This window comes from Dolichospermum planctonicum (assembly GCF_005402965.1).
Lineage (GTDB): Bacteria > Cyanobacteriota > Cyanobacteriia > Cyanobacteriales > Nostocaceae > Dolichospermum > Dolichospermum planctonicum.
This window is the reverse complement of the sequence record NZ_BJCF01000026.1, coordinates 19,413-32,000: the sequence shown is the minus strand read 5'-3', so window position 1 is coordinate 32,000 and position 12,588 is coordinate 19,413. Positions and strand designations below refer to the sequence as shown.

The following is a 12,588-nucleotide window of genomic DNA, read 5'->3' as shown; positions in this document are numbered from 1 at the left end:
TCCCTGTTCCCTGTTCCCTGTTCCCTTTTAACAACATGATTCAACCCCGTAAACAGTTTGCTCAACATTGGTTAAAAAGTGATAAAGCACTTAACGCAATTGTCCAAGCCGCTAATTGTCAAGAAAGTGATAAAATTCTGGAAATTGGACCTGGTACAGGAATTTTAACCCGTCGTTTATTACCACTGGTGAGATCTTTACTCGCGGTAGAAATTGATCGGGATTTGTGTAAATTACTTGTCAAACAAATAGGTGAAAAAGAAAATTTCTTACTCTTACAAGGTGATTTTCTGACTCTTGATTTACCGTCGCAATTAACAGCATTTGCTAATTTCCAAAACCAGAATAAAGTTGTTGCGAATATTCCCTATAATATCACTGGTCCAATTATTGAAAAGTTACTTGGCACTATTTCTCATCCTAACCCAAAACCTTTTGATTCTATTGTTTTATTAGTGCAAAAAGAAGTAGCAGAAAGATTATATGCTAAACCGGGTTCTCGAACTTTTGGCGCCTTGTCCGTACGGGTGCAATATTTGGCAGATTGTGAGTTAATTTGTACAGTTCCCGCTGCTGCATTTGTACCACCACCAAAGGTAGATTCGGCTGTAGTGCGCTTGACTCCTAAAAAAATAGCAATTCCAGCCCATGACCCCCAAAAATTAGAAAATTTAGTTAAATTGGGATTTGGATCAAAACGGAAAATGTTAAGAAATAATTTACAATCAGTCATTGACCGCGATCGCTTGACACAATTTCTGGAAGAATTAGAAATAAATCCCCAAGTTCGCGCTGAAGACCTCAGCGTTATACAATGGGTATCACTGGTAAATACCATAGGGAATCAATAGCCGGAGAGATCATCAAAATACTGGTCTTAACTCTGGAATTTTCCCAATTACCAATTATCCATTACCAATTACCCATTACCAGCCCTCACAAATATGATGAATGTTCAAATAGACATCAATAAACATTATGCGTTCTTATAGTTTAATTGCACCGGCCAAAATCAACCTGTATTTGGAAATTATCGGCAGTCGTACTGACGGATATCATGAATTAGCAATGATACTCCAAAGCATAGATTTATCCGACCAAATTGATATCCAGACTGCCAGCACTGAAAATATTCGTATCTACTGTAATCACCCCCAAGTACCCACAGATCAAACCAATCTAGTTTACAAAGCAGCGGAATTAATGGCCAAGGAATTTCCCCAGGCTTTTAGTAATTTTGGCGGTGTTGATATTACCATCAAAAAAAAGATTCCGGTTGCTGCTGGTTTAGCTGGAGGTTCTACCAATGCCGCAGCCGTATTAGTGGGAATAGATTTACTTTGGGATTTGGGATTAACCCAATCAGAATTAGAAGAATTAGGCGCGAATCTCGGTTCAGATGTACCATTTTGTATTGGTGGAGGAACAGCTATTGCCACTGGTAGAGGTGAAAAACTTTCACCCCTGCAAAGTTTAGATAATCTACATATAGTATTAGCAAAATATCGCAGTTTAGAAGTTTCCACACCTTGGGCATATAAAACCTATCGGCAACAATTTGGCATTAACTATGTGCAAGATGCAGATACTTTTGCGACTCGTGCTAGTGCATTTCATTCAGAAGCCATGGTCAAGGCCATTTTACATCGAAATACAGAAGAGATTGCCCAAAAAATACATAATGATTTAGAGAAAGTTGTACTACCAGCTTACCCCCAAGTATTGCAATTACGAGAATTATTCGCCAATCAAAAAGAAGTTTTAGGGACAATGATGTCCGGTTCTGGCCCTTCAGTGTTTGCTATTGTCGAATCTCAAAATCAAGGAGAAATAGTCAAGCAGCGAATACGTGAAGCTATTCCTGATCAAGATTTAGAATTGTTTGTAACGCGGACAATTAAACATGGAATTAAAATAGGTTAATTGGATCATTAATATGGCTAAATCTTGTGGTGCGGGTATCTTGCCCGCTATAATTATACAAATTCAATGCAGTACAGTTTAGTAGCGGCTTCCAGTCGTCTCACAGCTTAAAACCTATTCAGCTTCGATTTTAAATTGTTATGAATGAACCAAAAGAAACACCATCAGCAGATATTTCCACTCAAGTACCACCCACCCCTTTACGCTGTCTAACCGGGGCAATTATGTCAGGAGGATTTGCATTTGCGGCTTATTCTCTGATGATATCAATCGCCACTACTTTTGCCCGTAAACCCATCCATTCCGATAACCAAATGGTAATTAACATTGGTTCGGCTGTGCGTACCTTGGTAGTAGGTGTAGTCGCCTTGGGAATGGGAATATTTGGATTAGTTGCTTTGGGCTTATTAGCCTTAGCAATTCAACTGATTATTCAGCAATTAACTAATCCTAAAAGTAGTTAATTTTAATTTTATTTAAAACTTGTCCCTCTCCCACTAACTACAGGTACAGGTTTAGCTAATGGTGAATTATTTTCATTTTTGATAAATTGCAACTTGGTATTTTTTGAAGTTGAAGTTAACTGATGTTTTTTCCGCCAATGGGCGGGAGATAAACCATGATGTTGGCTAAACTGTCGGGAGAAATGAGAAGTATTTTGATAACCTAATTTAGCAGCAATTTCTTCAATTGTCTGATGCGTATTTTTTAATAAAGCCCGTGCTGCTACCATTCGTCGTTCGATAATCCAAGCAGTTATTGCTTTTCCTGTTTGTTTCGCAACTTGATTAGTTAAATATGCAGAAGAATAGCCCACAGCTTCTGCAACATCAGAGGAAGTAATTCCTTCTTGGTAATTAGCTTCAATATAATCAAAAACATTTTTCAGACGGGGAATAATTGGAAAAATTGACTGACAATTTACTGATGTAGTCAAGAATTGCGCTGGTGCTAATTGATGGGAATTTGTAGCATACCAATATCTAAAAAGAGCTTGTTTTTGTAATCTAACAGCAATAGCCCGCAGTAACTCATTCCTTGTTACAGGTTTAGTTAAATAATCATCTGCTCCCAATTCCATGGCTTTTCGTAAAGACTCCTTTGTATTAATAGCAGTCAAAAAAATGAAAGGAATAATTGCTGTCAATGAATCTTCCCGCAGGTTACTTAATACAGTATAACCATCCATATCTGGCATGACCACATCACAAATTACCAAGTCAGGTAAATATTGTTTTATTAACTCTAGTCCCATCATCCCATTTTCTGCACTTATGGTATCATAACCCTCAGATTGAAGACAGTCTAATATAAAATTGCGACTAAAAACATCATTATCAATGACGATAATTTTTTTTGATTCTTCGTACATAATTAATTATTCCAATCACTAAATTTTCGGGTGTTTAACTATTACTAAACTCTGGAATAAATCACTTACAAATCTAGATATAATGTCAGCAATAATTAATACAAAATTAGAGTAAAGAGTTCATACAATCTTAATAATTGCTATAATCTCAATTAGTAATTAGTTTTTGGCGGCTTGACATTTAAGTTTGAATAAACTTGATTTTAACAACAAAAAATAAATACTTTCCATTTAGTTGCATGAAACAAATAATTGTTTTTTTTATTGCTTTCCAATCGAGCTACCCTGAGATTTGAACTTATAAGCATAAAAAGGCAATATTGTCAATTAATCTTTTTGAGTATTTTTGAGTATTTTTGGTTCGTGAGATTTGATAAATAAGTAAACTGTGAGTTTTTTACCTGATTTCAGTAAATTCTCTGTATTTAAAATTTAACTACGGAATAATATCAGTAGTCATCTGTCATCAGGAGTATGTTTTTCATAAAATTAGCTGGCAGTAATCATACTAATGGGGGATGTAAACAATTACCAATTGTGATGGCACAAACTTTAGCCCATGATGATTTACCATACTAACCTCTTTTTTATACTAGAGCTTGTCCTAAGTTGACAATTTATTTAATGGATAAACCCATACAAATATAGACAAAGCCTCCCATTACTTGATGTATAACTCTCATGAGTTAGCTAAAAAACTAGGCAAAATGTGTCAGAATTAAATGATCAAATACAGTGTTGAAATCGGCCAATGCTTTTATCCATCAAGACAAAACTCAAGTTAAATAAAACCCAAGAAATATTAATCCATCAAGTAAAACTTGTTCTCACTGCGGACACAAAAAAGAAGTTCTTTCTTGATCGGAAAGAACTTTTCATTGTGAGAACTGCGGTTTTGAGATGGATAGGGATCTAAATCCCGCAATTAATTTATCGCGTCAGGCTTTGGCGTGAAAGTCTACTGAGGGATAACCGCTCCCATGCTCCCATTGAAGTAGAAAATAAAGTCTAGCTTTGTCTAGATTTTATATAGCAGGTTAGTATTACCACCAAGACTTAAACTAAAGCTGCTGTCGTTTTCAGTGCAAAAATTTTCTCAATTACATCTTCAACCACCTTATCTGGTGTAGAAGCACCAGAGGTAATACCAACTTTAATTTCCCCTGCTGGTAGCCAGTTTTCTGTAATTACCAAATCTCCCGTTAATTCTCGATGTTCAATCTTGTTAATTGATTGAATACATTCAACACTATCAATGTGATAAGAAGGAATATTCCGATCAAAAGCAATCTGTTGTAATTGGGTAGTATTTGATGAATTAAATCCACCAATTACTATCATTAAATCCAGATTTTCTTTCACCAGTTCCAACATCGCATCTTGACGTTCTTGAGTGGCATCACAGATAGTATTAAAATTTTGAAAATGCTGATTTAACTCTGCCGGTCCATATTTCTGCATCATCGTTCGCTCTAGCATTTTACCGATCTTTTCGGTTTCATCTTTGAGCATGGTTGTTTGGTTAGCAATTCCTACCCGTTGTAAATCTTGATCAGGATCAAATCCGGCAGAACAAGCTTTAGCAAACTTAGTTAAAAATTCTTGACGATCGCCACCATTGAGAATATAGTTAATTACATATTCTGCTTCTTTTAAATTCAAAACAATCAAATATTTCCCAGCAAAGGAACTAGTAGCAACGGTTTCTTCATGTTTGTATTTTCCGTGAATAATTGATGTGTAATCACCTTTTTTGTGCTTTTCTACAGTGTTCCAAACTTTAGATACCCAAGGACAAGTAGTATCAACAATTTGACAACCTTTATCATTCAGAATTTGCATTTCTTGAACACTTGCACCGAAAGCTGGTAAAATCACCACATCACCGCTACCAACAACAGAAAAATCTTTGACTTTGTCAATGACGGGAATAAATTCTACCCGCATTTCCTGCATCCGTTTGTTAACTGATGGATTGTGAATAATTTCGTTGGTAATCCAAATCCTTTCTGCGGGGAAATGCTGGCGGGTTTCATAAGCCATTGCTACAGCACGTTCCACACCCCAACAAAAACCAAATGCTTGTGCTAATTGAATCGTCACATCACCGCGCTTGAGCGTGTAGTGAGAATCCCGGATTTCCTGAATCAAGTTACTCTGATATTCCGATTGTAACTGGGTAGCAACTTCCTCTTGATGACCAAAGCCCTTACGATTGTAATTGGCTGAATGTTGCAGGTTGCGTTTAAAAGCTTTTGTATCCATTTGGACTTGGTGACTAAAATGACTATTTTTAATTTTCTCGCGCCTGGAGGCAATTGAGATGGGAAATTTTAATTTATCAAAATCATATTTCTTTTCATAAATATTCACAACACCAGTCAGGGAAGAGGAATAGGTAGGATATTAGATTTTTCCTACCTCTTACCTCTTACCTACATTAATATCCCTAAAATATCCCTAATAAATTAAATTACTTATTAGAGATTCGGTCTGCGAACTCGGAGTTATAACCTTCTTCCCCGTGTTCATGGATATCCAAGCCTTGATTTTCTGTTTGATCTGGGACTCTTAAACCAACTGTAGCCGCAATAATTTTCAGAATGATCCAAGTCCCCACCCCAGCAATGATATAGGCTAGAGCAATTGCCCCCAATTCCACAAATAATTCACTCAAGTTACCACGGAGTACCCCGTCCTTACCGCCAGAATTAACTTCAGTTGTGGCAAAGAAAGCCGTTAAAATCGCCCCGATAGTACCGCCAACACCATGGACAGGATAGGTATCTAGGGCATCATCAACCTGTAACTTGTGCTTGAAACTGACAGCATAGAAGCAGACGAAGGAAGTAATAAAACCGATTAAAAGTGCCGCTAGAGGGGTGACAAATCCTGCCGCTGGGGTGATTCCAACTAAACCAGCGACCGCACCAGTGACTGCCCCTACAGCGGTGGGTTTTCCCCGTAATGTAGCTTCTAGAATCAACCACATTAACGACCCTGCGGCGGCAGATGTATTAGTAGCAACAAAGGCTACTGTGGCCACCGTGCCAGCGGATAAGGCACTACCAGCGTTAAAGCCAAACCAACCAAACCAAAGCAAGCCGGCACCCAACAAAATAAAGGGGACATTGTGGGGAGGACTCAGACGATCTGGATAGTTTTTTCTCGGACCGAGGACAATTGCTGCTACTAGTGCCGAAACAGCAGAACTAATATGTACTACTGTCCCACCAGCAAAGTCTAAAGCGCCTATACCGCCATATAAACCTAAAAATCCCCCCTTTGCCCACACCATGTGTGCTAAGGGTGTGTAAATTAACGTTGACCACAGCACTACAAATAGGCAATAGGCACGGAAACTCATCCGTTCAGCGATCGCACCTGATATTAATGCTGGAGTGATAATAGCAAACATGGCTTGATAGATCATGAATGCCTGATGGGGAATTGTTGGCGCGTAGGATACCACTTCTGCTGGGGCTGAACCTTGCAGATAACCTGTTGTTTCTAAGCCAACACCGTTTAAACCTAACCACTGTAAACCACCAATGAAAGGTAAACCAGGGGCAAAGGAAAGACTATAACCCCACAGAACCCAAGTGACTCCAACAATGGCCATCAATACAAAACTCATCATTAACGTATTTAGGATATTGCGCGATCGCACAAACCCACCATAAAAGAACGCTAATCCGGGTGTCATCAGCAATACCAGGGCTGATGAGATCAACATAAATGTTGTATCTCCCGTATCGGGAGGTGGTGCAGCCGTTGACTCCGCAGCCCAAGCATTCCCTGTTAACAACCCCCCCAGCATCAATAAAGTTAAACACCCAGTAATAACTAATTTCTTCAACACTTGTGTTCTTTCCTCTGCGTCTACGATGTTGATCCTGATTCAATACAATTCGTATTTTTCGCTACTTTTTTCTGTCTTAAAAGTTACTTAAATTCTAATTTTCTAGTCAGCTTAACATCAGCTTAACTAAAATTTTACTAAAAATTTGATCTTTTTTTATATTTCTATCTGAGTGATCTTGACATGGAAAATTCTGTTACTATCAATACAATTTTTTAGAAAATGTCACATTGTACAAACTCCCGATTTTTTGGCAATCAGTAATAAATAAATATTTTTTTTCTCAAAAACCCCCTAACTGCCCATTCCCCATCAGCAAAAAAAATTTTTTTCCAAAACACTTGACATTATCCTACAAGGACTGCTATATTATCTAAAGTTAATTCCTTGGGGCGTAGCCAAGTGGTAAGGCAGCGGGTTTTGGTCCCGCCATCCCTAGGTTCGAATCCTAGCGCCCCAGTTATATAAGAACCAAATATATACAAATATATAAAAGTACAAATATATAAAAGTATATAGAAGGTGAACAGTAGACGCTTATGATTAAACAATTAAAATGAAATTTCAACTATTATTAAGCAGTTTTTTTTCTGAACTTAAAGGTAGACATTGGTGGATAGGTATACTGCTCTGGTTTGTCTTGCTTGCTCCTGCTCAAGCGTCTGTAATTCTGCGTGTGGCAATTGCAAGAGAAGTTAAACAGGTAAAAGTCGGTGCTTCCACAACCGCTATTGTTAAAGATAGTAGGGGTAAGACACTAGGAGAATTACCAGGAATGAAACCCTTTCCCGCTCAAGCGGTTGCGGGAGGAGTGGCTTTAGATAGATGGCAATCAGGGTTATTTTGGATTGAACCGACAAATAAGGGGTATGTTTATATTGGCGATCGCTGGTTTCGTGGTAGAACCTTAGTAGTACCCACAGGTAACGGCTTAACTGCTGTGAACTGGGTAGATTTAGAAGAATATCTCTACAGCGTCATTGGTGGAGAAATGAATTCTAGCTGGCCGGAGGAAGCCCTCAAAGCCCAAGCCATAGCAGCCCGTACCTATGCCCTTTATGAGCGCGAAAGACAGAGAAGAAATCCGGTGTATGATTTAGGGGATAGTCCAGATCGTTGGCAAATTTATAAAGGTGTAAGCAGTGAATCTCCCAAAACCTACAACGCAGCAGACCAGACAGCAGGCCAGATATTAACTTACAATAATCAAATTATTCTTTCCGTCTTTCATGCTTGTTCTGGTGGACACACTGAAAACGTAGAAGATGTCTGGAGTACCAGAGTACCTTATTTGCGTGCCGTTCCCGATTTTGACCAAAAGATCAAAGAATGTAACTGGACAAAGACCTTCACTCCCAGAGAAATTAGTGCGAGAATTTTCGGTATTGGTAATGTCAAAGAGATGATTATCGAAAATGTTTCACCTTTTAGAAGTGTCAAAACTCTGAAAATCATCGGTAATAAAGGCACTAAAATTCTCCAAGGTGAAGAAGTGAGAACCGCACTAAAAATTAAAAGTACGCGGTTCATTGTGAATAAAGACGCAAATGGTAGTTTTATCCTCCAGGGATTAGGTTTTGGTCATGGTTTAGGAATGAGCCAATGGGGGGCTTATGAATTAGCAAAACGTGGTGCAAACCATCTACAAATTTTAGGATACTACTATCAAGGTGTAGCCTTGACACCCATTCAAGCAAAATAGGCACTCTTACAAGAGGAAATAGGCAATAGGGAGCAGGGAAATATTTGTTAGTGACCAATTACCTGTCCCCGTGGCGTAGCACCTGTCCCCGTGGCTTAGCACCTATCCCCTATCCCCTATTTGCTTATTCTGAAATTCCTGTTCTAATAAATCTGTTTCTGTGGAATAAACAGAATCTTCTTTACTAATGATTTTTTCCGTTGCAAATTCACGAGCAAAGGCGATTTTCTTCTGCAAAGAAGTATCCGCACCTGCTAATAATCTAGCTCGTTCTTGGCGTTGATAATTGCGAGTAGTAATTTTATCATTACGCCGTTTAATCCAGAAATATCGAATTAAGGGAATGGCTAAAAACCCTGTACCATAGGCCAATAACAATCCATAAATACCTTGCACAAAAGCAACTAATCCGCCGATTTGAGCCGCAATTGTGCCATCTCTCAATAAATTTCCCAAAATCAAAGCCCCAACAAAATTCACTCCGCCTAAACCCGCACTGAGGAGAATTTGTCCAGAACTAGCTGCACTAAACTTCCAGGAAAATTCATGGAGATATTCAGATATTGAACGCCGCTGTTTTTTACTAGCTCTTACCTGTAATTCTGGGAAATAATATACCATTTGACCCTCTGAACTTACCTGGGGAAATCCATTAAATCTTACCAGCACAGGCAACATATAATCCTCATATTCTTGTTGATATTTTTCGCCAATATCATCTAAATAAGGAGCAATTTGTTCTGCTACTACTGCACCTTGATTATTGCTAATCACAGCCCCAATGTCTTCCCAGCGGCGTTCTTCCAAATTAGCATTAGGATCACCATCACCAAAGAGAAATGAAAACACCGCTTCCAAAAAATTCATTTCACTATTTTCGCCCTTTTCTCTCCGTCGTTCTTGGTAATTATCGCCATAATTTGGGCTAAAATACCAAAATAAATCAGGGAAAAAGAAGAAATTATTACTTCTAGAACCACTACCACTGCGATTATCATCATCCCGATTTGAACTAGCAGTGATAATAATGAAAATAGTCACAGTAATCAAAATGATAGAAGCAACTAAAAGAATACCAAAAGAAATCCGAATTAGGTAAAATAGCACAGACCAGATTTTTTGCCACCATTCTTTCAACCGTATTTGCAAGTATTTATTGCGTAAAATATCTCGAAAATTGCGGGGAAATTGGTAAACAACATCACCTGATTCTGCAACCTGTAAATGTCCCCCAGCGTCAGCAGCTAGGGCTAATAAACCTTGATTGACTTCAGCTATATTTAATCCTATCTGGGTGGCCACATCACCAACGGTGACGCGGTAGCCCAGTTGTTCCACAGAACGCATAATGGCGGAATTGGGAGTCATAAATTTGTCATTTTGTTATATTTTGGTTTACCTTTATTAAGTATAATTGAACTAATATTTCTTGTCTTTGCGGTTCGGAAATACAATAATACCTTATAGTGGTTTCTGGACTGCGGTTAATTCATTATTCCGTACCTATCACCAATTAGCTGAAATTTATATATACACCTATGGTTCAATACACTATTCCTCAAAGTCCAGAAATTATCCTGATTGTTCCTGGTAAGGATTCCGCTAAAGCCCGTGACAAAGCAATGGATCAGCTAATGGAACTTATGGAAGCAGGGGAACTACCAACCGAACTAGAAGCAGGATTTAGTCCCCAACAGTTAATTGAAATCAAAGAACCAACTACAGATACTTCTAGTCGTGAAGATGAAATTACCCAAGCGGTGCAAATTCTCAGTAATTTAGCTTCTTTAAAGTTAAAAGTCCAAGAATCACGCACAGAAGCCTTAGAAATTCGCAAAGCCATTGATGTGCTATTTACTGATAAATCCGTCACCGAGGAAGAAATAACCAATCTCAAAGAAGGTTTTAAGGTTCTCAAAAATTTTGCTCAGGCCAATCTCCGTTACCAGGAAGCAAAATCAAAAGCCGAACAAGCTAGACAAATTTTAGATCAAGCTCTTAAATCACCAGAGTAAGCGGTAATGGTTGACGGTAATGGGTGATTGCTGCATTCCTGACTCCTGATCAGGAAGTTGCCACAGGAATGGATGGGTGTGATATTATAGGAAACTGCTACACAAATTTACAAACAATAAAGATCTAATCTATCATGGCTCTGACGCAACAGCGCAAACAAGAAATCATTTCTGGCTACCAAGTTCATGAAACCGACACTGGTTCGGCTGATGTTCAAGTAGCAATGCTCACTGACCGGATTAACCAACTCAGTAAACATTTGCAAGTTAATAAGAAAGACCATTCCTCCCGCAGAGGATTATTGAAGATGATTGGTCAAAGAAAGCGTCTTTTAGCCTACATCCAAGCAGGTAGCCGGGAAAAATATCAAGCTTTAATTACTCGTCTCGGTATTCGCGGTTAGGAACTAATTCTTATGGCTGCTGAAGAATCAGAACGTAGTAAATTACCTTTTGAACCAAACAAAAAGCGTCAAAAACCCGCTAAGGCTATAACTCAGCCCGTCCTTAAGACCCAAGAAACCCAGGAAAAACCGCAACAGCAACGTCGTTATTCTAAACAAGAAATGGCTATTCCTGAAGTGGTGAGCCAGCGCATGATTCGCAGAGTGGCTGCTTTTTGCGGTATTCCTACATTTTTAGGTATTGCTAGTTTGGTAGTTAGCTATCTGCTAGTTACTCTAGCTCATATCCAACTTCCGCCTATCGCCGTTTTATTGGTGAATATGGGATTATTTGGTTTAGGAGTAGTAGGAATTACCTATGGTGTTCTTTCCGCTTCTTGGGACGAGGAAAGACCGGGAAATATGATCGGTTTAGCTGAATTTAGCACTAACTGGGGAAGGATGGCCGAAGTTTGGCGTGATACCCGGAAAAAGAACGTCTCATAATCATCTAATAATCAGCGTCCAGGTCATAACTGTCATCTGGGGTAAGTTGGAAAATAAGTTTTTTCTGGTTTATACCCAATATGCAGCCAAAAATACCTGGCGCTATATTGTTAAATTGGTAAAGGATTTGATCATAATTTGAGAATTATCAAGCCCGAAAAAATTATACCCGAAAAAATTATACCCGAAAAAATTATACCCGAAAAAATTATAATTATGCAGTCCCCTCTTTACTTTTTCACTGTTGAAGAATATCTGGAATTAGAACAAACTAGCGATATTCGTCATGAATATTTTGCCGGTGAGGTCTTTGCTATGGCTGGAGGTAGTAAAGAACATAATATAATCTCTGGAAATGTTTATTCGCGTTTGCGTTCTCAGTTACGGGGTAGTTCCTGTAATGTTTTCATGTCAGACATGAAGGTAAGAATAAATTTAGCTAATGAGAATCAAACTATATTTTACTATCCTGATGTCATCGTCAGTTGCGACACGGAAGATCAAGACCGTTATTTTTTGAATTATCCTTGTTTAATTATCGAAGTCCTATCACCAAGTACAGAAACTATAGATAGACGGGAAAAACTTCTTAATTACCGCAGTTTAGCAAGTTTGAAAGAATATATTTTGATTTCTCAGGATCAAGTTAAGGTAGAGGTTTATCGTCAAGATGAAAAAAGAAATTGGACTATACAAACCTTGATTAATCGTGATGATAAATTACATTTAGATTCTGTTGGATTAATTTTAGAAATGACAGATATATATGAGGATGTTATCAATGTAGCTATCATGTAGCTATAATGTGGCTCGCTATGCTATGA

Annotated in this window: 12 protein-coding genes, 1 tRNA gene and 1 pseudogene; 10 read left to right on the top strand and 4 right to left on the bottom strand. The window is 38.3% G+C overall.

Annotated features, from left to right (window positions below; genetic code table 11):
• Nucleotides 1-35 precede the first annotated feature (35 nt).
• The 3 genes from rsmA to FFO06_RS12345 all read left to right on the top strand — a co-directional run bounded on the left by rsmA (nt 36) and on the right by FFO06_RS12345 (nt 2,387).
• Nucleotides 36-851: a 16S rRNA (adenine(1518)-N(6)/adenine(1519)-N(6))-dimethyltransferase RsmA gene (gene rsmA / locus FFO06_RS12355; RefSeq protein WP_137908310.1), complete on the top strand. Its 816-nt coding sequence runs from the start codon at nt 36-38 to the stop codon at nt 849-851.
• Nucleotides 852-978: 127 nt separating this feature from the next.
• On the top strand, nt 979-1,923 hold the full coding sequence (ispE, locus tag FFO06_RS12350; RefSeq protein ID WP_137908309.1) for a 4-(cytidine 5'-diphospho)-2-C-methyl-D-erythritol kinase: 945 nt from the start codon (nt 979-981) through the stop codon (nt 1,921-1,923).
• 140 nt (nt 1,924-2,063) lie between these two features.
• Nucleotides 2,064-2,387, top strand: coding sequence for a DUF3082 domain-containing protein (locus FFO06_RS12345; protein WP_137908308.1), 324 nt, complete (start codon nt 2,064-2,066; stop codon nt 2,385-2,387).
• An 8-nt stretch (nt 2,388-2,395) separates the two neighbouring features.
• Here FFO06_RS12345 and FFO06_RS12340 read toward each other — a convergent pair whose 3' ends face one another.
• Nucleotides 2,396-3,295, bottom strand: coding sequence for a response regulator transcription factor (locus FFO06_RS12340; RefSeq protein WP_137908307.1), 900 nt, complete (start codon nt 3,293-3,295; stop codon nt 2,396-2,398).
• An 807-nt stretch (nt 3,296-4,102) separates the two neighbouring features.
• On the opposite strand from FFO06_RS12340, the pseudogene FFO06_RS12335 reads away from it, so the two are divergent.
• Nucleotides 4,103-4,249 (top strand): annotated as a pseudogene (locus FFO06_RS12335) (zinc ribbon domain-containing protein); the annotation flags it as partial.
• Nucleotides 4,250-4,351: 102 nt separating this feature from the next.
• Here FFO06_RS12335 and FFO06_RS12330 read toward each other — a convergent pair.
• Together FFO06_RS12330 and FFO06_RS12325 are read right to left on the bottom strand one after the other, a co-directional pair.
• The gene (locus FFO06_RS12330) at nt 4,352-5,560 is read right to left on the bottom strand and encodes a 4-hydroxy-3-methylbut-2-enyl diphosphate reductase (protein ID WP_137908306.1); all 1,209 of its coding nucleotides are present in this window, start codon (nt 5,558-5,560) and stop codon (nt 4,352-4,354) included.
• A 208-nt stretch (nt 5,561-5,768) separates the two neighbouring features.
• Complete coding sequence (locus FFO06_RS12325) at nt 5,769-7,115, bottom strand: ammonium transporter (protein ID WP_370743736.1); 1,347 nt, start codon at nt 7,113-7,115, stop codon at nt 5,769-5,771.
• 430 nt (nt 7,116-7,545) lie between these two features.
• On the opposite strand from FFO06_RS12325, the gene FFO06_RS12320 reads away from it, so the two are divergent.
• Nucleotides 7,546-7,617, top strand: a tRNA-Gln gene (locus tag FFO06_RS12320).
• A 96-nt stretch (nt 7,618-7,713) separates the two neighbouring features.
• Nucleotides 7,714-8,859: a SpoIID/LytB domain-containing protein gene (locus tag FFO06_RS12315; RefSeq protein WP_137908304.1), complete on the top strand. Its 1,146-nt coding sequence runs from the start codon at nt 7,714-7,716 to the stop codon at nt 8,857-8,859.
• 102 nt (nt 8,860-8,961) lie between these two features.
• Here FFO06_RS12315 and FFO06_RS12310 read toward each other — a convergent pair whose 3' ends face one another.
• A complete protein-coding gene (locus tag FFO06_RS12310) occupies nt 8,962-10,227 on the bottom strand; it encodes a hypothetical protein (RefSeq protein ID WP_137908303.1) in 1,266 nt (421 codons plus the stop codon).
• A 170-nt stretch (nt 10,228-10,397) separates the two neighbouring features.
• On the opposite strand from FFO06_RS12310, the gene FFO06_RS12305 reads away from it, so the two are divergent.
• From FFO06_RS12305 to FFO06_RS12290, 4 genes are all read left to right on the top strand, one after another.
• Entirely contained in the window at nt 10,398-10,874 is a 477-nt protein-coding gene (locus tag FFO06_RS12305) for a hypothetical protein (protein ID WP_137908302.1), read from the top strand.
• Nucleotides 10,875-11,008: 134 nt separating this feature from the next.
• Nucleotides 11,009-11,278: a 30S ribosomal protein S15 gene (rpsO, locus tag FFO06_RS12300; RefSeq protein ID WP_028082300.1), complete on the top strand. Its 270-nt coding sequence runs from the start codon at nt 11,009-11,011 to the stop codon at nt 11,276-11,278.
• Between the two features lie 12 nt (nt 11,279-11,290).
• Nucleotides 11,291-11,764 (top strand): PAM68 family protein, encoded by a 474-nt coding sequence (locus FFO06_RS12295; RefSeq protein ID WP_137908301.1) that lies wholly within the window; start codon nt 11,291-11,293, stop codon nt 11,762-11,764.
• Nucleotides 11,765-11,980: 216 nt separating this feature from the next.
• The gene (locus FFO06_RS12290) at nt 11,981-12,562 is read left to right on the top strand and encodes a Uma2 family endonuclease (RefSeq protein ID WP_137908300.1); all 582 of its coding nucleotides are present in this window, start codon (nt 11,981-11,983) and stop codon (nt 12,560-12,562) included.
• The last annotated feature ends 26 nt before the right edge of the window (nt 12,563-12,588 follow it).

Coding starts and splice junctions, on each gene's coding strand:
- rsmA (WP_137908310.1), top strand. CDS start 36: ATGATTCAACCCCGTAAACAGTTTGCTCAACATTGGTTAAAAAGTGAT.
- ispE (WP_137908309.1), top strand. CDS start 979: ATGCGTTCTTATAGTTTAATTGCACCGGCCAAAATCAACCTGTATTTG.
- FFO06_RS12345 (WP_137908308.1), top strand. CDS start 2,064: ATGAATGAACCAAAAGAAACACCATCAGCAGATATTTCCACTCAAGTA.
- FFO06_RS12340 (WP_137908307.1), bottom strand. CDS start 3,295: ATGTACGAAGAATCAAAAAAAATTATCGTCATTGATAATGATGTTTTT.
- FFO06_RS12330 (WP_137908306.1), bottom strand. CDS start 5,560: ATGGATACAAAAGCTTTTAAACGCAACCTGCAACATTCAGCCAATTAC.
- FFO06_RS12325 (WP_370743736.1), bottom strand. CDS start 7,115: ATGCTGGGGGGGTTGTTAACAGGGAATGCTTGGGCTGCGGAGTCAACG.
- FFO06_RS12315 (WP_137908304.1), top strand. CDS start 7,714: ATGAAATTTCAACTATTATTAAGCAGTTTTTTTTCTGAACTTAAAGGT.
- FFO06_RS12310 (WP_137908303.1), bottom strand. CDS start 10,227: ATGACTCCCAATTCCGCCATTATGCGTTCTGTGGAACAACTGGGCTAC.
- FFO06_RS12305 (WP_137908302.1), top strand. CDS start 10,398: ATGGTTCAATACACTATTCCTCAAAGTCCAGAAATTATCCTGATTGTT.
- rpsO (WP_028082300.1), top strand. CDS start 11,009: ATGGCTCTGACGCAACAGCGCAAACAAGAAATCATTTCTGGCTACCAA.
- FFO06_RS12295 (WP_137908301.1), top strand. CDS start 11,291: ATGGCTGCTGAAGAATCAGAACGTAGTAAATTACCTTTTGAACCAAAC.
- FFO06_RS12290 (WP_137908300.1), top strand. CDS start 11,981: ATGCAGTCCCCTCTTTACTTTTTCACTGTTGAAGAATATCTGGAATTA.